Genomic DNA, 22,590 nt, shown 5'->3' with positions numbered 1-22,590 from the left:
TGCCCGTCGTCAAGCCGCTTTGCCCGCGTGCATCAGGTAATTCACATCCACGTCCCGCGGGTCGAGTTTGTAGCGGCGGGTCAGTGGGTTGTAGGTCATGCCGGTGATGTCGCGGGCTTCCAGTTCCGCCTCCCGCAGCCAGGCTCCCATTTCAGACGGCCGGATAAACTTGCCGTATTCGTGGGTGCCCTTGGGCAGCAGGCGCAGCACATACTCCGCGCCGACCACCGCGAACAGCCAGCCCTTGGGGGTGCGGTTGATGGTGGAGAAGAACACCTGGCCGCCGGGTTTGGCCAGCGCTGCGCAGGCGTGAATCACCGAGGCCGGGTCGGGCACATGCTCGAGCATTTCCAGGCAGGTGACGATATCGAAGCTGCCCGGCTGTTCCGCCGCCAGTTCCTCCACCGCCACGCGCCGGTAATCGACGTTGACGCCGCTCTCCAGCGCGTGCAGCCTGGCCACATTCAGCGGCGCCTCGCCCAAATCGATCCCGGTGACCTCGGCGCCGCGCTGGGCCATGGCCTCGGCCAGGATGCCGCCGCCGCAGCCGACATCCAGCAGTTTCCTGCCGGCCACCGGCGCGCGCTGGTCGATATAGTTGGCGCGCAGCGGGTTGATTTCGTGCAGCGGCTTGAACTCGCCCTCGCGGTCCCACCAGCGGCTGGCGAGCTGTTCGAACTTGGCGATCTCGGCTGGATCTACGTTTGTCATCTCAAATACCAAAAATCAAATATCGGGCGCCCGGTAGCCGGGATCCGCGCGCGGATTCCCGCGGCTGGAACCCCTTTGGCCCCGGTTCCCGATATTTGTTCACTGACTCCGGCCCGCAATTCTACCACGCCACTGGTGCGCCCGCTGAATCACCTCCTGCTCGTTCAGGGTCTGCAGCTGGCGCCCCTTCAGCAGCGGGCGGCCGGCGACCCAGACGTCGCTGACATGGTGGCCGTTGGCGGTGTAGACGAGCTGTGACAGCGGGTCGTGCAGCGGCTGCTGTTCCAGGCCGCCCAGGTCCACGGCCGCCAGGTCGGCGCTCTTGCCGATCTCCAGGCTGCCGGCGATATCGTCGATGCCCAGTGCCCGGGCGCCGTAGATGGTGGCCATGGCCAGCGCGGTGTGGGCGGGCAGGGCGGCCGCATCGCCGCTGACGGCCTTGGCCAGCAGGGCGGCGGTGTTGGCCTCGGCCAGCAGGTCGAGGCCGTTGTTGCTGGCCGCGCCGTCGGTGCCCAGGGCCACATTGATGCCGGCGTCCAGCAGCCGCGCGGCGGGGCAGAAGCCGGAGGCCAGCTTGAGGTTGGACCTGGGACAGTGGGCGACACTGGCACCGCTGGCGCGCAGCAGCTCGACGTCCCGGTCATTGACTGCGGTCATGTGCACGCACAGGGTCTGGGGGCCCAGCAGGCCCAGGCGCTGCAGCCGCTCGGTGGGGCGTTCGCCGGTGTCCGCCAGCGCGCGCTCCACTTCCCCGGCGGTCTCGTGCAGGTGCATCTGCACCGGGATCTGCGCCTCGGCGGCGTAGACCGCGATCTTCCGCAGGGTCTCGTCGCCCACGGTGTAGGGGGCGTGGGGGGCGAAGACCACGCCGATGCGCTCGCTGGATTTGTAGTCGTCCCGCAGCGCCAGCCCCTTCTGCAGCGCGTCTTCGCCATTGCGGCTCCAGGGGGTCGGGAAGTCGAGGATCGGGAAGGCGATCTGCGCGCGCATTCCCGCCTCGCGGGTCACCAGGGCCGTGGCTTCGGGGAAGAAGTACTGGTCGGAGAAGGTGGTGGTGCCGGAGCGCAGCATTTCCGCGATCGCCAGGCGGCTGCCGTCGGCGATGAACTCCGGCGTGACCCACTGCTGCTCCGCCGGCCAGATATGGTTTTCCAGCCAGTCCATCAGCGGCAGGTCGTCGGCGAAGCCCCGCAGCAGGCTCATGGCGGCGTGGTTGTGGGTGTTGACCAGGCCCGGGATCAGCGCGTGGCTGTCCAGGCGGATTTCCTCGCGGGCCTCGAAGCGGGCGGCGGCCTCGGCCGATGGCAGCAGGGCCACGATCTCGCCCCGGTCGATCGCCAGCGAGCAGTGCTCGTACACTTTCTGTTCGGGGATGACGGGGATAATCCAGCGGGCATGTATCAGAGTGTCGATCATATCGGGATATGGGGTGTTGTTTGCAGATTGGCGGATGATACCAGCCCTGGAGCCTGGTGCCTGTAAGCTGATTCGGTGGCGGCCCTGCTGCCGGGGGCTGTTTGCGGGACACGCTGTGAATACATCCCTGTACGCTCGTAATCGACATCCCTGTCTCATACGGTCCTGCAAACAGCCCCCGGCAGCAGGGCCTTTGCATTGAGCACTGGTGTTCTTTCGTAGGGTGCGCCGTGGCAGACAACTGCTCTATGCCTTGTCTGCATGGAGGCCGTCCATGGCGGCCTCGCACCGTTGATCGGCGTCGCGCACGGCGCACCCTGCTGAAGTCCCGAGTCCCGAGTCCCGAGTCCCGAGTCCCGAGTCCCGATCCTCCAAATCTGTGGTAGAATCGCCCGCTTATCCGGGCTGCGGGCCAGCGGCCTGCGTTATAAAAAGGAACGCCGTATAACCATGGGCGAAATAGCCAAAGAAATCTCTCCAATCAATATCGAGGAAGAACTCAAGCAGTCCTATCTCGACTATGCGATGAGTGTGATCGTGGGCCGTGCGCTGCCGGATGTGCGCGATGGCCTGAAGCCGGTACACCGGCGCGTACTCTTCGCGATGTACGAACTGAAAAACGACTGGAACAAGCCGTACAAGAAATCGGCGCGCGTTGTCGGCGATGTTATCGGTAAGTACCACCCGCACGGTGACTCCGCCGTATACGACACCATCGTGCGCATGGCGCAGCCGTTTTCGATGCGCTACACGCTGGTGGACGGCCAGGGCAACTTCGGTTCCATCGACGGCGACAACCCGGCGGCGATGCGTTACACCGAGATCCGCATGGACAAGCTCGCCCACGAGCTGCTGTCGGATATCGACAAGGAAACCGTCAACTACGTCGACAACTACGACGGTTCGGAGCAGATGCCGGAAGTACTGCCGTCGCGGGTGCCGAACCTGCTGGTGAACGGCTCCTCCGGTATTGCCGTGGGCATGGCCACCAATATCCCGCCGCACAATATGAGCGAGGTGGTGAAGGCCTGCCTGGCACTGATCGACAACCCGGAGCTGTCCATCGACGAGTTGATGGAATATATCCCCGGGCCGGATTTCCCCACCGGGGCCACCATCAACGGTCGCGCCGGTATCCTGTTGGCCTACCGCACCGGTCGCGGCCGTATCTACGTGCGCGCCAAGGCGGATGTGGTGCGCGATGACAAGGCCAACAAGGAAACCATCATCATCACCGAGATCCCCTACCAGCTGAACAAGGCGCGCCTGATCGAGCGTATTGCCGAGCTGGTCAAGGAGAAGAAGATCGAGGGTATCTCCGAGCTGCGCGACGAGTCCGACAAGGACGGCCTGCGCGTGGTGATCGAGCTGAAGCGCGGCGAGCTGGGCGATGTGGTGTTGAACAACCTCTACTCGCAGACGCAGCTGGAGAGCGTATTCGGCATCAATATGGTGGCGCTGGTGGACGGCCAGCCGAAACTGCTGAACCTGAAGCAGTTGCTGGAACACTTTATCCGTCATCGCCAGGAAGTGGTGACCCGCCGCACTGTCTACCTGCTGCGCAAGGCGCGCGAGCGCGGCCATATCCTCGAGGGCCTGGCGATCGCGATCTCCAATATCGACCCGGTGATCGAGCTGATCAAGAGTTCGCCCACCCCGGCGGATGCCCGCGAGGCACTGCTTGCCAAGGGCTGGCCGGTGGGCGACGTGCAGCAGTTCCTGGAGCGCGCCGGCGCCGACGCCTGCCGCCCGGACGACCTGCCGGAGGAATTCGGCCTTCGCGACGACGGCTATTATCTGTCGCCGGCCCAGGCCCAGGCGATCCTGGAGCTGCGCCTGCACCGCCTGACCGGTATGGAGCACGACAAGCTGCTGGCGGAGTACAGCGAACGGCTGGAGCAGATCGCCGGGTACCTGCATATCCTGGGCAGCTTCGAGCGCCTGATGGAAGTGATCCGCGAAGAGCTGGAACTGCTCAACAAGGAGTTCGGCGACGAGCGCCGCACCGATATCGTCGCCTCCCGCCAGGACCTGACCGTGGAGGACCTGATCACCCCGGAGGACAAGGTGGTCACCATCTCCCACGGCGGCTACGCCAAGAGCCAGCCGCTGACCGACTACCAGGCCCAGCGCCGCGGCGGTATGGGCAAGTCGGCGACCCAGGTGAAAGACGAGGACTTCGTCGAGCACCTGCTGATCGCCAACTCCCACGACACCATCCTGTGCTTCTCCAACAAGGGCAAGGTGTACTGGCTCAAGGTCTACGAAGTGCCCACTGCCGGGCGCGCGTCCCGTGGCCGGCCGATGGTCAATATGCTGCCGCTGGAGGAGGACGAGCGCATCAGCAGCATGATGCCGGTGTCGGAGTACGACGAGAATTATTTCATCTTCTTTGCTACTGCCAGTGGCACTGTGAAAAAAACCCCGTTGTCGGCCTTCTCCCGTCCTCGCAGCGTCGGCCTGCGGGCTATCGCGCTGGAAGAGGGTGACCGGCTGGTGGCGACGGCCATCACTGACGGTGAGCGGGATGTGATCCTGTTTACCAGTGGCGGCAAGGCGGCGCGTTTTGCCGAGAGCAATGTGCGCTCTATGGGGCGCGTGTCCCGCGGTGTGCGCGGTATCCGCATGCCGGAGGGCAAGCAGGTCATCGCCATGGTGATCCCGGAGGAGGGCGGTGCGGTCATGACCGTTACCGAGCACGGTTATGGCAAGCGTACCGCCATCGAGGATTTCCCGGCCAAGGGGCGTGGAAACCAGGGTGTTATCGCCATCGCCCAGAGCGAACGCAACGGCGAGCTGGTAGGGGCCTGCCAGGTGCTGCCGGGCGAGGAGATCATGCTGATTTCCGACCAGGGCACGCTGGTGCGCACCCGCGTCGACGAGGTTTCCATTCTCAGCCGCAACACCCAGGGCGTGCGGGTGATCCGCCTCAAGGAGGGCGAGCACCTGGTGGGCCTGGCGCGGATCGAGGAAACCGAAGACGAGGACGAGGACCAGGAAGAGGGCGGGGAGGAGTGATCCCCGCTACCGCTGACAGGAAAGGCTGCGATTTTCGCGGCCTTTTTTGACTCCGGTTCCCTAAAAACTGCGCGAAAAGATGATGCCCCTTTCCCTTTAGTGGGATATTGGGTCGATTTATCTAGTTAACCTTGAAACCAATTTTTGCCCATCCCACAGGTGTGTATTTTTTCAATGCGAAAGTTTAATTTTTGCGCCGGGCCGGCGGCCCTGCCGGAACCCGTCCTGCGCCAGGCGCAGGAGGAATTGCTGGACTGGGCCGGCCTCGGCTGCTCGGTGATGGAAGTCAGCCACCGCTCGCCGGAGTTTGTCGCCGTGGCCGAGCGCGCGGAGCGGGACCTGCGCGACCTGCTGTCGATCCCGGCCAACTACAGGGTGCTCTTTGTGTCGGGCGGTGCCACCGGGCAATTCAGTGCCATTCCCTGGAACCTGTTTGGTGCCGGCGACAAGGTCGCGGACTATATTCATACCGGCCAGTGGGCGAAAAAGGCGATTGGTGAAGCGCGCCGCTACGGGCAGGTCAACGTCGTTGCCTCCAGCGAGGATCGCAACTTTACATATGCGCCGGGGCCGGACAGTTGGCAGCAGAGCGATAACGCCGCCTATTTCCACTACACACCGAACGAGACCATCGGCGGTGTCGAGTTCGGTTATGTACCGGAGGTCAGTTGTCCGCTGGTAGCGGACATGTCGTCCACGATCCTGTCGCAACCGATCCCGGTGGAGAAGTACGGCGTCATCTATGCCGGCGCGCAGAAGAATATCGGCCCCTCGGGTATCACCGTGGTGATCGTGCGCGACGACCTGCTGGATCGGGCGCTGCCGGAAATTCCGCGCAGCCTGAACTGGAAGGTCGCCGCCGATGCCGGCTCCATGGACAATACCCCGCCGACGTTTGCCTGGTATCTGGCCGGGCTGGTATTCCAGTGGTTGAAGGCGCAGGGCGGTGTCGAGGCGATGGCGGAGCTCAGCCTGCGCAAATCGCAACTGTTGTACGACTTTATCGATCGCAGCGGCTTCTACTCCAGCCCGGTGGAGCGGGGTAGCCGCTCGCGCATGAACGTGCCGTTTGTATTGGCGAACGACAGTCTCGACAAGCAGTTCCTGCGCGAGAGCGAAGCGGCCGGGCTGCTGAACCTGAAGGGACACCGCTCCGTCGGCGGCATGCGCGCGTCCCTCTACAACGCGGTGCCACTGGAGGCGGTAGAGGCGCTGGTGGCCTTTATGGCCGACTTCGAAAAACGCAATGGCTGAGATTCAGCGCGGGAGCCGATCCAATGGCTGTAGGAGCCTGCCCTGCAGGCGAATGGAGCGGAGGCCCGATCTGTCGCCTGCAGGGCAGGCTCCTACAGAATGTACCAGACCGAACGGAAAGAACGGATGAGTGACGAAACCAAAGACAGCGATCAGGCGCTGCTGACACTGCGCGACCGCATCGACGAAATCGACGGCACCATAGGCCGCCTGATCAGCGAGCGCGCCGAGTGCGCACTGAAAGTGGCGACAGTGAAAAAAGCCACCGGCGCAGATGCGCTCTACTATCGCCCGGAGCGCGAAGCGCAGGTATTGCGCCGCGCGATGGAGCGCAATGAAGGGCCGCTGACCGACGAGGAAATGGCGCGCCTGTTCCGCGAAATCATGTCCGCCTGCCTGGCACTGGAAGAGCCGGTCAAGGTGGCCTACCTGGGCCCCGAGGGTACCTTTACCCAGCAGGCGGCACTGAAGCATTTCGGCAACTCGGCCCAGAGCCGGCCGCTGGCGGCCATCGACGAGGTGTTCCGCGAGGTGGAGGCCGGCGCGGTCAACTATGGCGTGGTGCCGGTGGAGAATTCCACCGAGGGCGTGATCAACCACACGCTGGACAATTTCATGCACTCCAACCTGCAGATCTGCGGCGAGGTGGAACTGCGTATCCACCACCACCTGATGATCTCGGATATCACCCGCGCCGATTCCATCACGCGCATCTACTCCCACGCCCAGAGCCTGGCCCAGTGCCGCAAGTGGCTGGACTCCCACTACCCCAATGTGGAGCGGGTGGCCGTGGCCAGCAACGCAGAGGCGGCCAAGCGGGTCAAGAGCGAGTGGAATGCGGCCGCGATCGCCGGCGATATGGCCGCGGACCTGTACGGCCTGAAGGTGCTGGCGGAGAAGATCGAGGACCGCCCGGACAACTCCACCCGCTTCCTGATCATCGGCTCCCAGTCGGTGCCGGCCAGCGGCGACGACAAGACCTCATTGATGGTGTCCATGCGCAACGAGCCGGGCGCACTGCACGACCTGCTGGAGCCGTTCCGCCGCCACAGTGTGGACCTGACCCGCGTCGAGACGCGCCCGTCACAGTCCGGCAACTGGACCTATGTGTTCTTTATCGACTTCAAGGGGCACCGCGACACGCCCGACGTGGCCGAGGCGCTGAAAGAGGTGGGCGCCTGTGCCTCCGACATGAAGGTGCTCGGTTCCTACCCGCGCGGAGTGCTCTGATGGCGGAAACCAACGGGGGGAATCCGCACATCGGTCGCCTGGTGGTGGTCGGCATCGGCCTGATCGGCGGCAGCCTGGCACTGGCCCTGAAGGCCGCCTCTGCCTGTCGCGAGGTGATCGGTGTCGCGCGCCGGCAGAAGACCTGCGAGCAGGCGGTGGCGCTGGGCATCGTCGATCGCGCGGTCACCGACCTGGGCGAGATTTTGCCGCAGCTGGAACCGGGCGATGTGGTCTTTGTCGCCGTGCCGACGCTGGCCGTGGAGCGGGTGTTTGCCGATCTCCGAGGCCGGCTGCCGGCCGGGGTTACGGTGACCGATGGCGCCAGCGTCAAGGGCAGTGTGGTTGCCGCTGCGGAAAAGGTCTGGGGCGAGGTGCCGGAATTCCTGGTGCCCGGCCACCCGATCGCCGGCTCGGAAAAGAGCGGCGTGACCGCGGCGCGGGACGATCTCTATATCGCCCACCGCGTCATCCTGACGCCGCTGGAAAATACCGCTGCGGGGCACCTGCAGCGCGTGGTGCGTATGTGGCAGGACAGCGGCGCGGAAGTGTTGAATATGCCGGTGCGCGAGCACGATGAAGTACTGGCGGCCACCAGCCACCTGCCGCACGTGATCGCGTTCGGCCTGGTGGACACCCTGGCCCACGACGGGGCCAACGAAAATATCTTCCGCTACGCCGCCGGCGGCTTCCGCGACTTTACCCGCATTGCCTCCAGCGATCCGGTCATGTGGCGCGATATCATGATCGCGAACCGCGATGCCGTCCTCAAATCCATCGATCTCTACAGCGCCAACCTGGGTGCGCTGCGTGCGGCCATTGCCGCCGGCGACAGCGACCAGCTGATGGGCGTATTTACCCGGGCCAAGGCGGCGCGGGATCACTTTACAAAAATGTTGGCCAAGAAAGCGTATACAGAGCCTATGCAAGCACAGGAAGTAACTTTTATCGCGCAACCGGGTGGCAGCGTCAGCGGCGAGCTGCGCGTGCCCGGCGACAAATCCATGTCCCACCGCTCCATCATGCTGGGCTCGCTGGCCGAGGGCGTGACCGAGATCGAGGGCTTTCTCGAGGGGGAGGATGCCCTGGCGACCCTGCAGGCGTTCCGCGATATGGGCGTCGTCATCGAGGGGCCGGTGGACGGCCGCGTGACCGTGCACGGGGTGGGCCTGCACGGCCTTCAGGCGCCGCCGGGGCCGCTGTACGTGGGCAATTCCGGCACCGCCATGCGCCTGTTTGCGGGCCTGCTGGCGGGACAGGCGTTCGATGTGACCCTGACCGGGGACGAATCCCTGTCCAAGCGTCCCATGAACCGCGTTGCCAACCCGTTGCGGGAGATGGGTGCGGAAATCGAGACCGGTCCCGAGGGGCGCCCGCCGCTGCTGCTCAAGGGCGGTGCCAGGTTGCACGGCATCGATTACAGGCTGCCGATGGCCAGCGCCCAGGTAAAATCCTGTGTGCTGCTCGCTGGCCTCTACGCCGACGGCGAGACCAGTACCACCGAGCCGGCGCCGACCCGCGACCACACCGAGCGCATGCTGGCCGGCTTCGGCTACGAAGTGCAGCGCGACGGCCCCCGCGCGACGCTGCGCGGCGGCGGCAGGCTCAGCGGGGGCAGGATCGATGTGCCCGCGGATATCTCCTCGGCCACGTTCTTTATGGTCGCCGCCGCCATTGCGCCGGGCTCCGACCTGCTACTGCAGCATGTCGGCATCAACCCGACCCGCGACGGCGTGATCAATATCCTGCGCCTGATGGGCGCCGATATCGAGCTGCTGAACCGGCGCGAAGTGGGCGGGGAGCCGGTGGCGGATATCCGCGTGCGCCACGCGCCGCTGAAGGGCATCCGCATTCCCGAGGCGCAGGTGCCGCTGGCCATCGACGAATTCCCGGCGCTGTTTGTCGCCGCCGCCTGCGCCGACGGCGAGACGGTGTTGACCGGTGCCGAGGAGTTGCGGGTCAAGGAGAGCGACCGCATCCAGGCCATGGCCGACGGCCTCGAGGTGCTGGGTGTCGACGCCGAACCGACCCCGGATGGCATCGTCATTCGCGGCACCGGCCAGGGCCCGGCCTTCGGCGGCGGCACCGTCGACAGCCTCGGCGACCACCGTATCGCCATGGCCTTTGCCGTGGCATCCCTGCGCGCCCGCGATACAATCCGCATCCTGCACTGCGCCAATGTGGCCACGTCTTTCCCGAACTTCGCCGAGCTGGCGACAAAGGCGGGTCTGAAGCTGCAGCAGGCGTAAGGTTGGGGTTTTAGCATGGCGAGCCCCAACGTTGCCGCGGTAGCAGCGTTGGATTTCGCAGAGCTCAGACCAGCCTGCGGCGTCGGGATTCGGAGAGGAATTCCGATCCCGAATGCGAAGGCCCTGATGCTGGTGGCTGTTTGCGAGACCTTATGAGGCATGGATGCCGATTGGAGCCTACAGGGACGTATTTACGGCGTGTCCCGCAAGCAGCCACCGGTAGCAGGGCCGCCACCGAGTCCGCTTACGGGTAACAAAAGCCGTGTCGGCCTGGTTGTGGGAACTAAATACAGAATTACGCAAATTTCACTATGAGCGAAACCGAAAATCAGCCTCCGGTCATCACCATCGACGGCCCCAGTGGCTCCGGCAAGGGCACCATCGCCAGGCTGGTGGCCGAAAAGCTGGGTTACTCCCTGCTGGATTCCGGCGCCCTCTATCGCCTGACGGCGCTGGCGGCGCTGAATCGCGATGCGGACCTGACAGATGACGCCACCCTGACCGAGATTGCCGACAATCTCGACATCCGTTTCGAGCTGCGCGACGGCGAGGTCGCGGCGCTGCTGGAAGGGAAAGACGTGACCCGCGATATCCGCATGGAGCGGGTCAGCATGGCGGCGTCAAAAGTGGCCGCCATGCCCGGCGTGCGCGCGGCGTTGCTACAGTGCCAGCGGGACTTCCGGCGCGCCCCCGGGCTGGTGGCCGACGGGCGCGATATGGGCACCACCGTGTTTCCCGACGCGCCGGTCAAGGTGTTCCTGACCGCCAGCGCCGAGGAGCGCGCCCGGCGCCGTTTCGAGCAGTTGCGGGAGAAGGGGGTTTCTGTTAGCCTCCGCGACCTGCTGGAGGACATCCGCGCCCGCGACGCGCGGGATATGAACCGCGAAACCTCCCCCCTGGCTCCCGCCGACGATGCGGTCGAGCTCGACAGTACCGGGGTGGATATCGACGGGGTCCTGCAGCGGGTGTTGCTGCTGGTGCGCGACCGGATCGGCATTTCCGGCGCCTGAAGGCCCGGCGGGACACTACAATCAGTTTTTAACGACAGCGGCCGGGATCAGCCAGAATTGCCCGGCCGTTGTTGTAATCCGACCCGCGTGCTGGCAGCGCGGAGGGACCTGGACTGGCGGTTGACTGAGAAACCTTGAGGGTGCCAGTTATCACCGGTGGGGTCCGTTTATATAGGTAATGTAATGAGCGAGAGCTTTGCTGAACTATTTGAAGAGAGCCTGAAGAGCGTAGAGATGGCCCCCGGTTCCATCGTGACCGGTGTGGTGATCGACGTGGACAAAGACTGGGTGACCGTGCACGCGGGCCTGAAGTCTGAAGGCGTAATCCCCGCAGCCCAGTTCGCCAACGAAAACGGCGAAGTCGAGCTGCAGCCGGGCGACGAAGTACAGGTTGCCCTGGAAGCGGTTGAAGACGGTTTCGGTGAAACCCGTCTGTCCCGCGAGAAAGCCAAGCGCGCTGAAGCCTGGAAGATCCTGGACGCGGCCCACGCTGCCGACGAAGTGGTCAAGGGTGTTATCAGCGGCAAGGTCAAAGGTGGCTTTACTGTCGACGTGGCCAACATCCGCGCGTTCCTGCCGGGCTCCCTGGTAGACGTTCGCCCGGTGCGCGACACCGCGCACCTGGAAGGCAAAGAGCTCGAGTTCAAGGTCATCAAGCTGGACGCCAAGCGCAACAACGTTGTGGTTTCCCGTCGCGCCGTAATGGAAGCGGCAACTTCCGAAGAGCGCGAAGCACTGCTGGCCAGCCTGCAGGAAGGCATGACCATCAAGGGTATCGTCAAGAACCTGACCGACTACGGTGCCTTCGTGGACCTGGGCGGTATCGACGGCCTGCTGCACATCACCGATATGGCCTGGAAGCGCATCAAGCATCCGAGCGAGATCGTCAATGTCGGCGACGAGATCGACGTCAAGGTGCTGAAGTTCGACCGCGAGCGCCAGCGCGTCTCCCTGGGCCTGAAGCAGCTGGGCGAGGATCCGTGGGTCTCCATCAAGCAGCGCTACCCGGAAAACAGCCGCGTAAAAGCGACTGTCACCAACCTCACCGACTACGGCTGCTTCGCCGAGCTGGAAGAGGGCGTCGAGGGTCTGGTACACGTTTCCGAAATGGACTGGACCAACAAGAACATCCACCCGTCCAAGGTTGTCCAGGTGGGCGACGAGATCGAGGTGATGATCCTGGATATCGACGAAGAGCGCCGCCGTATCTCCCTGGGCATCAAGCAGTGCCAGGAAAATCCGTGGGATGCCTTCGCGCGCAAATACGCCAAGGGCGACAAGATCTCCGGCAAGATCAAGTCCATTACCGACTTCGGTATCTTCATCGGCCTGGACGGCAGCATCGATGGCCTGGTGCACCTGTCCGATATCTCCTGGAACGAGTCCGGCGAAGACGCCGTGCGCAAGTTCAAGAAAGGCGACGAGATCGAGACCGTTATCCTGGGTATCGACTCCGAGCGCGAGCGTATCTCCCTGGGTGTCAAGCAGCTGGAGTCCGATCCGTTCAATGACTATGTGACCGCCAATGATCGCGGCAGCATCGTCACCGGTATCCTGAAGGAAGTCGACGCCAAGCAGGCGGTTGTCACCTTGGCGGACGAAGTCGAAGGTGTTCTGCGCGCTTCCGAAATCAGCCGCGACAAGGTGGAAGACGCCCGCAATGTCCTGAAAGAGGGCGAAGAGGTCGAGGTCAAGATCACCAGCGTGGATCGCAAGAACCGCGTGATCAGCCTGTCCATCAAAGCCAAGGACCAGGACGACGAGCGCCAGGCCGTCAAGGATCACAGCAAGAAGCAGGCTGAACAGGTTCAGCCGGCGACTATCGGTGACCTGATCAAGGCGCAGATGAACAACAAAGACTGATAGTCTATTGTTGTTAAATGCCCGGAGCTGATTGCTCGGGGCAATTCGAAAGCCGGACTGGGGTTGCCCAGTCCGGCTTTCTATTAGATGATTGCTGTCCTAGAATCAATAACTTACAGAAGAATGCGGGGACGCATGACCAAGTCCGAACTGATCGAAAGGATTGCGTTGAGGTTGGACCAGCTGCCAGTCAAAGATGTGGAGCTGGCGGTGAAAGTAATGTTGGACTCCATGTCCGACGTGCTCTCCCGCGGGGAGCGAATCGAGATACGCGGTTTCGGCAGTTTTTCCCTGCACTACCGCGCTCCGCGCACTGGCCGCAACCCAAAGACCGGGGACTCTGTAGAGCTCGCGGGCAAGTACGTGCCCCATTTCAAGCCGGGGAAAGAGCTGCGCGACAGGGTCAACCGGCGCATGCACAAAGATACAGTGAGCGAAGTATGATATCTGCGGCCGGCACCGCGGCGGCGCACAGGACCGCCCCGCTCGCATCGCCGATTTAACGCCCTTTCCCGGAACGCGGAGGTTCCCTTGTCATTCTTGCGCTGGTTATTGCGTCTCTTTTATGGCCTGTTGGCACTGCTGTGCATTGCTATCGGTGCCTACTTTGCCGTCGACAATCCCGATACCATCGCGCCCGACTTTATCGGCCACACGCTGCCGGCCGGCAGTGTCGGTTTCTGGCTGATCGGCGCCCTGTTGGTCGGGGTGTTGTTGGGATTCATCGTCAGCCTGTTGCCGTTCTACGCCGAGCGCCGGCGGGCGCGGGGGCTGGAGCGGCAATTGCAACGTGTTGAACGGGAACTGCACACGGTGCGCCGGCAGGTGTCGGCAGATTAGAGGCCCGAATGGTCGATTTAACCTTTTTCTTTTTTCTGCTCGCTGCCATCGCCATCGGCTGGCTGCTGGGGCGCAGGAGTGTCCGGAAAAAGGTGGTCCGCGACGACCAGCAGCAGACGCTGGCGCAGTCCTACGCCCAGGGGCTCAACTACCTGCTGAACGAGCGCCACGACGACGCCATCGACAAGTTTATCGATGCGCTGGAGGTCAGCAGCGCCACCTTCGATACCCACCTGGCGCTCGGCAACCAGCTGCGCAAGCGCGGCGAACACGACCAGGCGATCCGCGTGCACCAGAATCTGCTGGCACGCCCCAGCCTGGCGCGCGCCAGCCAGCAGAGAGCGCAGCTGGAGCTGGCCCGGGACTATATCGCCGCCGGCTGGCTGGACCGTGCGGAACGGTTGCTGCAGGAACTGGTGGAAAATTCATCGGAGCTTCGCAATACCAGCCTCGAACACCTGGTGGAGGTCTACCGCGACGAGCGCGAGTGGGCAAAGGCGATCCACGCCGTCAACCTACTGCACGGGCGCCGCTTCAAGCGCCTGTCTGCGGAGTGGGCGCCGATACAGGCGCACTTCTGCTGCGAGCTGGCGGAGGAGGCGATCAACACCAAGGATTACCTCAGCGCGCGCAAACATATCGACGCCGCGCTCGGCTACGACCGCAACTCGGTGCGCGCCAACCTCCTCTGGGGCCGGCTCGAGCACCTGTTGAACCGGCCGCGCGAGGCGATCAAGGTGCTGCAGCGGATCCCCCGGCAGAGCCCGGACTATATCCCGGAGATCCTGGAGCTGCTGATCACCTGCTACGAGGCGATCGGCGACGAGAAGGGGCTGGATCGCTACCTGGAATCGCTGCTGCGGGAGCACCCGTCGAACAGTGTGCTGATTGCGTTGACCGAGCGTATTCACCAGCAGCAGAGTGAGGCGGCGGCGGCGGAATTCATGGGCAAGCAGCTCGCCTTGCGCCCGTCGCTGCGCGGCCTGGGGCATTTTATCGACCTGCACATAGACAGTACCCAGGGGCGCGCGCGGGAAAACCTGTCGCTGCTGAAAACCCTGATCGACCAGCTGATTGCCAGCCGCCCGCACTACCGCTGCGGCAATTGCGGTTTCTCCGGCAACCAGCTGCACTGGCTCTGTCCCAGCTGCAAGCACTGGGATTCCGTCCGCTCTGTCAAGGGCGTGGAAGGGGAGTAGCCGGTCCGTGGGGCGAACCCTGGTTTTGCCCGGAACAGTATCCGTCGCCGCCTCGCCGCGGCTTTTGAGTGAGGTATCCCTTTGCAAACCAACGTCTCTTCACCCGTCATTGTCGCCCTCGACTACGACAACGCCGACGCCGCGCTGGCGATGGCCGACCAGCTGGATCCGGCCCGCTGCCGCGTCAAGGTGGGCAAGGAGCTGTTTACCGCCGCGGGCCCGGAGCTGGTGCGGTCGCTGGTGGAGCGGGGGTTTGAGGTATTCCTCGATCTCAAATTCCACGATATTCCCAATACCGTCGCCAAGGCTGTGAAAGCGGCGGCGGAGCTGGGGGTCTGGATGGTCAATGTCCACGCCAGCGGTGGCGCGCGTATGATGGAGGCGGCGCTGGAGGCCCTGCAGCCGCTCGGTGACAACAGGCCGCTCCTGATCGGGGTGACGGTACTGACCAGCACGGCGCCGGAGGAACTGGCGGCGACCGGGGTCAGCCGCTCCCTGGGTGAGCAGGTGGCCTTCCTGGCCGGCCAGGTTAAGGACTGCGGCCTGGATGGCGTGGTCTGCTCGGCGCAGGAGGCCCGGGCACTGCGCCGGCAGTGCGGTGCGGACTTTGCCCTGGTAACCCCCGGCATCCGTCCGGCGGGAGCTGCGGCCGACGACCAGCGCCGCATAGTGACACCGGCCCAGGCGCTGGAGTGGGGTGCGGATTACCTGGTGATCGGGCGGCCGATCACCGCTGCCGACAGGCCGGCGGAGGCGCTGAACGGCATTCTGGCCGATATCCATCGGTAGCCGGATTGTAATAACATGTAAGCAGATCCAGCCCAATTTCTGCACAGGGGCTGGTACAGTGGTGCGGCTAGGGGAAGTAAAAGCAGTCCCGAAGTGGAAATGAACAATAATCGAATTCACTGGAGGATCACGATGAACCCACTACGTATACCACTGTCTGTTTTCTTTGCCGCACTGTTGCTGGTCTGTTCCGCTGCGGTGAGCGCAGAGGATGTTGCGGATGCAGACACCGCGCAGGTGGCCGCCGTTACCGTCAACCTGAACAGCGCTTCCGCCGGCGAGCTGGCGGAAAAGCTCGATGGTGTGGGCGAGGCCCGGGCGGAGAAAATCGTAAAATACCGCGATGAGAAGGGGCCCTTTACCTCGGCCGAGCAGCTGCTCGAGATCAAGGGAATCGGAACGGCAACACTCGAAAAGAATCGCGACAAGATACTGCTCTGATTTCGACGCTCCGTGCACAGTCGGCAGCTTTGCCTGAAGTTGTCGGCTAGTGTGGAAGGGTTGATTTTAATTTTCGGACCAAAAACAGATGGCGCGTTGGGTTGTAGTAGGCGGCACTGGATATATCGGCGAGGCCCTGTGCCGAAGTCTTCAGCGAGACGGCCACCGGGTGCTGTCGGTGTCCCGCTCCGCCCGGGGTCCGGCAAATTGCGAGCATCTTTCCCTGACGCTGTCGTCCGACAGCGATTTTTCCCGTATTTTTCTCCCCGGCGACCGGGTTGTTTACGCCGCGGGTCTCGCCGGCCGCGCGGATTGTGAGCGCAGGCCGGAGCAGGCGCGCTGGCTCAACAGCGATTGCCCGCTGCAATTGCTGCGCGCCGCCGATACCGCCGGAGCCGAATCCTTTGTCTACCTGTCCAGCGTCAAGGCCCTGTGCCCGCCGCGCGGCATCGTCGCCGACGAGTCGACCGGTATGCCGGCCGAGGACAGCTACGGCCGCAGCAAATGGCTGGGCGAACAGCAGCTGCTGGCGGGGACATTCCGCTGCCGGGTCAATATCCTGCGCCCGGCATCGGTTTACGGCGGCGGTGACAGCGCTGTTCAAGCCGCCGGCCGGGCGCAGCGATGGCGCGCCGCACTGCGCACTATCGGCCGGATACTGCCGCTGATGCCGGCCAGCGGCCGCCGCAGTTTTGTCGCCCTGGACGATCTGCTGCGGGCCATACGGCTGGTCTCCGTGGCCCGGTGCCGGCACCAGGTATTTATCGCCGCGGAACCCGGGTACTACGACCTGGCGACCATTGTGTCGGCCGTGAGCGGTGCCCGGCCGCGCCCCAGTGCACTGCTGACCGGGCTGTTGCTGGGGCCCCTCAGGCCGCTGCGCCGGTGGCGGCCGGCGCGCAAGCTGCTTGAGCTTGAGCAGAGTGAACTCTATAGTGCCGCCCGCCTGCGCGGCGCCGTGTCCTGGCGCGCGCAGCAGCGATTTGTTCAATTTCTGCGGGAGGCGCCGTGACAGGTCTTTTGGATGGTTGGGGGATTCCGGTGCTGCTCGCCGGGGCGGTGAGCTACGTCGCCATGGCGACGTTGCTCTCGCGAATGGGTACTTTTGCCCTGGACCTGCCCAATCACCGCTCCATGCACGAGATGCCGGTTCCACGCACCGGTGGCTGGGCGCTGGTGGCCGGCTGCCTGGCGGCCCTGGTCTTCAGCCCGGTGGCGCTGCCGGTCGCGCTGTTGCTCGGGTTTGCGCTGCTGCTGGCGGTCTCGGCCATCGACGACCTGCGCCATGTGCCCGCCCGCTTCAGGTTCCCGGTGCACCTGCTGGCGGTGGCGCTGGTGCTCATCGCCCTGCCACAGGCCCTGGCCTGGTGGTGGTATCCGCTGCTGCTGCTGGGCGGTGTGTGGATGATCAACCTTTACAACTTCATGGATGGCATGGACGGCCTGGCGGGCAGCATGACCGCGTTCGGTTTTGCCACCCTGGGGCTGATCTGTGCCTGGCGCGGCCACGGCGACCTGGCCGGCCTGTGCGCACTGCTGGTGGCCGGGGCGCTGGTGTTCCTGCGCTACAATTGGCCGTCGGCGAGCATTTTCCTGGGCGACGCGGGGTCCACCTCGCTGGGGCTCGCCGCCGTTGCCATCAGTCTGCACGGCTGGCAGCAGGGGGCGTTCGGGCTGCCGGTGCCGATTGTCGTATTCGCGCCCTTCTGGCTGGACGCGTCGCTGACGCTGCTGCGCAGGATGCTGGGCGGCAAGCGCTGGTGGGAGGCGCACCGCGAACATTTCTATCAACGCAGCGCCCTGCGTATCGGAGTGCGCAAAACGCTCTACTGGGAACTGGTTGCCATGCTGGCGGTGTCTTTGCTGGCACTTGCGCTGGTAACATCGGGGTTGGCATAAAAGGCTGAAACGGGGTGTACAGCCTTGGGGATTTGGGGGATATGTGAAAGGCATCTCACGGACAGTACAAAAAAACTACAAGCCGGCATTGATGCTGTTATACGACCTGTTGATGCTGGCGGCCGCCTTCATGGTGGCGATGACCATCCGCATCAACGAGTTGTCGCCGGCGCTGGAGCCGGCGATGTTGATCTGCCTGACGCTCACGTTGGGGTCCAGCAGCTTTATCTTCATGCGACTGGGGCTCTACCGGACGGTGATCCGCTATATGGGCCAGCAGGCGCTGGTGGCGGTGCTGCAGGGGGTGACCGCCTCGGCGGTGGTGCTGGCCGTCGCCTCCTACCTGACCTACGCCGGGGTGCCGCGCTCGGTACCGGTGATCTACTGGTGCTTCGCCTTGATCGCCGTCGGTGGTTCCCGCTGGCTGGTGCGCGTCTACTACCAGATGGCGCTGGAGATCCACAAGAGCCGCGTCGCCATCTACGGCGCCGGTACCGCCGGCCTGCAGATGTACAAGGCACTGGTGCACGGCCAAGTCTACAAGCCGGTGGCATTCTTCGACGACAACGCCTCCAAGCAGAATACCCTGATCGACGGTGTGCTGGTCTACAACCCGGCGAATATTCTCAAGGTGGTGGCGGAGCGGGATATCTCCGAAATCCTGCTGGCCATGCCCGGTGTGCCCAAGCGCCGCCGCCGGGAAATCACCCGCGCGCTGCGTGACCGCGGCCTGGTAGTCAAGGTGATTCCCGGTGTGGAGGAGCTGGTCGACGGGGCGGGGCGTGTCTCCGATGTGACACAGATTTACGAAAACGTACTCGGCCGCGCGCCGGTGGAGCCGGAAAAAGCCCTGATCGCTGCATCCATCAGTGGCAAGGTGGTGCTGGTGACCGGTGCGGGCGGCTCCATCGGTGCGGAGCTCTGCCGGCAGATTGCCCAGTGGGGCCCCGCGCACCTGGTGATGGTGGAGTCCTCCGAGTTCGCCCTGTACCAGATCGAGCGCGATCTCCAGCAGCAGAAGCTGGACGATGGGCTGGAACTGAGAGTCACCCCGCTGCTGGGGGACGTACGCGATCGCGCGCGCATGGCGCAGATCATCGAGAGCTTCGCCGTGCACACCATCTACCACGCCGCCGCCTACAAGCATGTGCCGCTGGTGGAACAGAACGTGGTGTTGGGGGCGGACAACAATATCCTCGGCACGCTCTCCGTGCTGGAGGCCGCCGAGGCCTACGGCGTGGAGCAGTTCGTGCTGATCTCCACCGACAAGGCCGTGCGCCCGACCAATGTCATGGGGGCGACCAAGCGTTTCGCGGAACTGATCTGCCAGGATTTTGGCCGCCGCTTCGCGCGTACCCGTATCTGCATGGTGCGCTTCGGCAATGTGCTGGGTTCGTCCGGTTCGGTGATTCCGCTGTTTTCCGACCAGATCAATGCCGGCGGCCCGGTAACCGTGACCCATCCCAAGGTCACCCGCTATTTCATGACCATTCCCGAGGCGGCCCAGCTGGTGCTGCAGGCCGGCAGTATGGGGCGCAATGGCGAGGTGTTCGTACTGGACATGGGCGAGCCGGTGCTTATCTACGACCTGGCCCGGCGCCTGATCCAGATCATGGGGCACACGGTGCGCGACGAGGACAACCCGGACGGCGATATCGAAATCCAGATCACCGGCCTGCGCCCGGGGGAAAAACTCTACGAAGAGCTGTTGCTCGGCGACAGTGTCGCCGGCACCGACCACCCGATGATCATGCGCGCGGAAGAGGAGCGACTACCCGGCGAGCAACTGCAACTACTGGTCGGCGCCCTGCGCGATGCCTGCAGCACACACGACTGCGAGCGGGTGCACGGGATACTGAAAGAAGCGGTAAAAGACTACGCCCCCAAGCAGAACCTGGTGGATGTGGTCTGGTCCCACCGCCGCGACCGTCGCCCGCTGCGTGTCACCGGACAGGTGGAGCGGCTGCGCCTGCCCAGCGATTCGGGCGGCGTGCGTTAATCCGCACACTTCGGCTTTCGGAAGGGCTCCGCTTCGGCGGGGCCCTTTTGGTATGGGGACTGGAAATTGACTGTAGTGGCGCAAAACAAAAAGCCCGCAAACTTACGCTTGGCGTTTCCGTGTTTGGCTCTCCCGGGGCCCGCCGCTGGTGCTGCAGTATGCCGGCAGCGAGCGCGGCGCCTATGCGTTCCCGCAGCCGGGAACAGTGGTCGAGCTGGCCTTTGCCTACGGCCTGCCGGACCAGTCCTTTATCCGCACCGTGCTGAGCCTCGGCGTCGGCGTGCCGGCGCTGGACCGGGAGGAAATGGCCTGGCAACAGGATGAAGCGGTGCGCCAGCGAGTGGATGCCGGCGGCAACTGGCGCCGGGAAACCCACGGGGATATCCGGGAGGACTCCCTGCAGCGCCTCATCGCCGCGGTGGAACTGCTGGCGGAATACGGCAGCGAGCACAAAAAAGTGCGCGAGCACTCCACCGAGGAGATTGGCGGGGCCAAGATCATCGAGGCCCTGGGCGCCCTGCGACTGCTGAGTGGTGGCAGCGCCAACCTCTCCGCCCTGGACAGCCTCAACCTGACCACCGCAGCCGATATCAACAGCACCGCCGCGCGCGATCAGAAGGCGTCTGTGGGCCAGGACCTGAAGGAGCAGGTCGGCAACATCGCCGAGCGCATTGCCACGTTGAAGCAGGTAATGAAAGTGCGGGACGGTGGTACCATTTGGGTGGGGAATGAGTCGGTAAATGTACTGCAGGTGCTGGCGGATCTTATCGACGTTGTGGTGGCTCTTGCTGGTACTCTGGAGACTCACAGCCATCCCGGGTTGGGGGCGCCGCCCAGCGAGCAAGGTGCGATTGTGGGGCATAAGGGCGATGCGGAGAGTATTGCCGGTGATCTTTCGTCCTTGATTTGAAGTGTTTGCTGGCTTTCTTGCCTGTTCTCTGCCCGTCTACCTATCTTCGTGTAATTTTCCGTAATCCATAGGCTATTGCTTGCCTGGGGCCGATGTCCCAAAATTCAGATCTACTTGGACTTCAGCAGGACATTTCATGTGTCTATATCTAGGCAGCTTTGCCCAGATATGGACACTTATGGTTAGATATAGGCATGATGGCTATATGTGACAATGTCGCAGATTAAACTGTTATGCATTAGAGGCAGAGTAATGAGTAACATTCAAGGAAAATGTCTTTGTGAAAATGTGAGGTATGAAATCTCAGGACAGTTGGGAACTATCTACAACTGCCACTGCTCTAAATGCCGCAGGTGGCATGGCGCTCCATTTCGCTCTCGAGCTTCAGTTGATGTGTCGCAATTTAAGTTGCTTTCCGGAAAAAATTTCATTTCTTCGTTCAAATCTTCAGATAATGTAACCAAGCATTTCTGCAAGCTCTGCGGGTCTCCTTTACATAGTACATACGCTGATAGGCCCAATGTAATTGGTATTGCAATTGGTGCTCTAGAGGGGGTGGAGTCAAATCCTGAAGCAAATATATTCACAGCTTCAAAAGCTTCATGGTTTGAAATTACTGATGGCCTTAAGCAATATGAAACGTGGCCGGGTAGTGAGGCTGAAGTAAGAAAAACAAAGGTGTAGAATAAGTCTGGATTCAGAGATTTTACTGAAAACTAGGGCTAAGAAAATATAAGCTAAGTGAATATGCTATGAGTAACCCTTTTCATTTATCATTTGTCGTTTCTGATTTGGAAGCATCAAAAAAATTTTATACTGAAGTTCTCGGGTGTCCTATAGGAAGAGATCAAGGGAGTTGGATTGATATTCTGTTTTTCGGCCACCAAATAACCATTCATAAAGAAAGCGAGATTTTGGAGGCTCGGTCAATTGATCACTTTGGCCCCATTCTTTCAAAAAATGAGTGGAAAGAGATTTCAGATAAATGTGAAGACAATGAAATTAATTTTGTGCTCCCGCCTACAGTTAAAAACTCTGGCACAGAAAATGAATCAGGAAAATACCTTATTAAAGATCCGGGCGGAAACTTACTCGAGTTCAAGTACTATGGTACTTCTGCTCATCCGATGGTGCAGGGACATGCATAACAAGCGCTGCAGGCCGACGTCTAACTTTGTGCACTTTATGCGCGGTCGCTACGCTCCCATTATCGCGCATAAAGCGCACAAAGTTAGCCGCGGCTGAGCGCGGCGTTAATTGCGACGTGAAGTCGTATAAATTTCTGTTACACACTTTGAAGAATTACAGGAGGTTATTTCTCAGAACGATGTAACCCGATGTTCTGCCATCGGTTTCCTACCGGCACATGCGTGGAGAGTAATCTCCGGGTGTGAAGCTGCCGGGACAATGTAACCTGCGGGCACTGCCCGGGAGAGAAACCGCGAGGAATTCTCAACTCTGCCAGCACCAGGGCGGTAAGGGGCTAGGAATGGATAGTATGGTCAACCCAGGTGAACTGCTGCACTCCCGTTACGCGCAAGAAGCCAAAGGTGCTGAAAGGCTTTAACCAAAAGGTAAGTGGACAGGCTGGCGGGCTTTTAACGTCCCGCCACGCAGATGACGCTCCACCGGGGGACGGGCAGGACCTAACCTATTCTGAGATTTATACGAAAGTAAGTGATCAGTCTTCCCCACCCTCGGCCTGAACCGACTTTTCTGTTAGCGCCACTTCCCTGACATTCCACGGCAGTAGCGCTTCGATGGA

19 protein-coding genes are annotated in these 22,590 nt (G+C 62.6%); 17 read left to right on the top strand and 2 right to left on the bottom strand.

Translation table 11 applies throughout. The features are described 5' to 3' along the window. Positions 1-9: 9 nt before the first annotated feature. Both ubiG and MWN76_RS15400 read right to left on the bottom strand, forming a co-directional pair. Positions 10-711, bottom strand: a complete 702-nt coding sequence (gene ubiG / locus MWN76_RS15405; protein WP_250462703.1) for a bifunctional 2-polyprenyl-6-hydroxyphenol methylase/3-demethylubiquinol 3-O-methyltransferase UbiG — start codon at positions 709-711, stop codon at positions 10-12. A gap of 99 nt (positions 712-810) precedes the next feature. Beyond that, positions 811-2,127, bottom strand: a complete 1,317-nt coding sequence (locus tag MWN76_RS15400; protein WP_250462700.1) for a TRZ/ATZ family hydrolase — start codon at positions 2,125-2,127, stop codon at positions 811-813. A 450-nt stretch (positions 2,128-2,577) separates the two neighbouring features. Between MWN76_RS15400 and gyrA the strand changes: the two genes are divergently transcribed. The 17 genes from gyrA (at position 2,578) to MWN76_RS15315 (ending at position 21,973) form a co-directional block, all read left to right on the top strand. After that, positions 2,578-5,145, top strand: a complete 2,568-nt coding sequence (gene gyrA / locus MWN76_RS15395; RefSeq protein WP_250462697.1) for a DNA gyrase subunit A — start codon at positions 2,578-2,580, stop codon at positions 5,143-5,145. Between the two features lie 174 nt (positions 5,146-5,319). Then, positions 5,320-6,399, top strand: coding sequence for a 3-phosphoserine/phosphohydroxythreonine transaminase (gene serC, locus MWN76_RS15390; protein ID WP_250462694.1), 1,080 nt, complete (start codon positions 5,320-5,322; stop codon positions 6,397-6,399). Between the two features lie 126 nt (positions 6,400-6,525). Then, positions 6,526-7,629, top strand: coding sequence for a prephenate dehydratase (pheA, locus tag MWN76_RS15385; RefSeq protein ID WP_250462690.1), 1,104 nt, complete (start codon positions 6,526-6,528; stop codon positions 7,627-7,629). Next, the gene (locus MWN76_RS15380) at positions 7,629-9,875 is read left to right on the top strand and encodes a bifunctional prephenate dehydrogenase/3-phosphoshikimate 1-carboxyvinyltransferase (RefSeq protein ID WP_250462687.1); all 2,247 of its coding nucleotides are present in this window, start codon (positions 7,629-7,631) and stop codon (positions 9,873-9,875) included. Before pheA ends, MWN76_RS15380 begins: the two co-directional genes overlap by 1 nt. A 311-nt stretch (positions 9,876-10,186) precedes the next feature. Next, positions 10,187-10,885: a (d)CMP kinase gene (gene cmk, locus MWN76_RS15375; protein ID WP_250462685.1), complete on the top strand. Its 699-nt coding sequence runs from the start codon at positions 10,187-10,189 to the stop codon at positions 10,883-10,885. Between the two features lie 183 nt (positions 10,886-11,068). Further along, positions 11,069-12,748, top strand: coding sequence for a 30S ribosomal protein S1 (gene rpsA, locus MWN76_RS15370; protein ID WP_250462682.1), 1,680 nt, complete (start codon positions 11,069-11,071; stop codon positions 12,746-12,748). A 135-nt stretch (positions 12,749-12,883) separates the two neighbouring features. Continuing rightward, positions 12,884-13,192 carry an integration host factor subunit beta gene (gene ihfB / locus MWN76_RS15365; RefSeq protein ID WP_250462679.1) on the top strand — a complete coding sequence of 103 codons (309 nt, stop codon included), beginning with the start codon at positions 12,884-12,886 and terminating at the stop codon, positions 13,190-13,192. Positions 13,193-13,279: 87 nt separating this feature from the next. After that, positions 13,280-13,588 (top strand): LapA family protein, encoded by a 309-nt coding sequence (locus tag MWN76_RS15360; RefSeq protein ID WP_250462675.1) that lies wholly within the window; start codon positions 13,280-13,282, stop codon positions 13,586-13,588. 8 nt (positions 13,589-13,596) lie between these two features. Continuing rightward, positions 13,597-14,787, top strand: a complete 1,191-nt coding sequence (gene lapB, locus MWN76_RS15355; RefSeq protein WP_250462672.1) for a lipopolysaccharide assembly protein LapB — start codon at positions 13,597-13,599, stop codon at positions 14,785-14,787. 81 nt (positions 14,788-14,868) lie between these two features. Beyond that, positions 14,869-15,576: an orotidine-5'-phosphate decarboxylase gene (gene pyrF, locus MWN76_RS15350; RefSeq protein ID WP_250462669.1), complete on the top strand. Its 708-nt coding sequence runs from the start codon at positions 14,869-14,871 to the stop codon at positions 15,574-15,576. 132 nt (positions 15,577-15,708) lie between these two features. After that, positions 15,709-16,017, top strand: coding sequence for a ComEA family DNA-binding protein (locus MWN76_RS15345; protein ID WP_250462666.1), 309 nt, complete (start codon positions 15,709-15,711; stop codon positions 16,015-16,017). An 88-nt stretch (positions 16,018-16,105) separates the two neighbouring features. Continuing rightward, complete coding sequence (locus tag MWN76_RS15340; RefSeq protein ID WP_250462663.1) at positions 16,106-17,029, top strand: NAD-dependent epimerase/dehydratase family protein; 924 nt, start codon at positions 16,106-16,108, stop codon at positions 17,027-17,029. Then, positions 17,026-17,916: an MraY family glycosyltransferase gene (locus tag MWN76_RS15335; protein ID WP_250462660.1), complete on the top strand. Its 891-nt coding sequence runs from the start codon at positions 17,026-17,028 to the stop codon at positions 17,914-17,916. The genes MWN76_RS15340 and MWN76_RS15335 overlap by 4 nt, the downstream gene beginning before the upstream one ends. Positions 17,917-18,007: 91 nt before the next feature. Continuing rightward, positions 18,008-19,915 (top strand): polysaccharide biosynthesis protein, encoded by a 1,908-nt coding sequence (locus MWN76_RS15330; RefSeq protein WP_250462658.1) that lies wholly within the window; start codon positions 18,008-18,010, stop codon positions 19,913-19,915. Positions 19,916-20,063: 148 nt separating this feature from the next. Next, positions 20,064-20,825: a hypothetical protein gene (locus tag MWN76_RS15325; protein WP_250462655.1), complete on the top strand. Its 762-nt coding sequence runs from the start codon at positions 20,064-20,066 to the stop codon at positions 20,823-20,825. A 252-nt stretch (positions 20,826-21,077) separates the two neighbouring features. After that, the gene (locus MWN76_RS15320; protein ID WP_250462652.1) at positions 21,078-21,509 is read left to right on the top strand and encodes a GFA family protein; all 432 of its coding nucleotides are present in this window, start codon (positions 21,078-21,080) and stop codon (positions 21,507-21,509) included. 68 nt (positions 21,510-21,577) lie between these two features. Further along, positions 21,578-21,973 carry a VOC family protein gene (locus tag MWN76_RS15315; protein ID WP_250462649.1) on the top strand — a complete coding sequence of 132 codons (396 nt, stop codon included), beginning with the start codon at positions 21,578-21,580 and terminating at the stop codon, positions 21,971-21,973. Positions 21,974-22,590 lie beyond the last annotated feature (617 nt).

The sequence above is a fragment of the Microbulbifer litoralis genome (assembly GCF_023634065.1).
In the GTDB taxonomy this organism is placed as follows: domain Bacteria; phylum Pseudomonadota; class Gammaproteobacteria; order Pseudomonadales; family Cellvibrionaceae; genus Microbulbifer; species Microbulbifer litoralis.
This window is presented reverse-complemented; position numbering and strand designations above follow the sequence as displayed.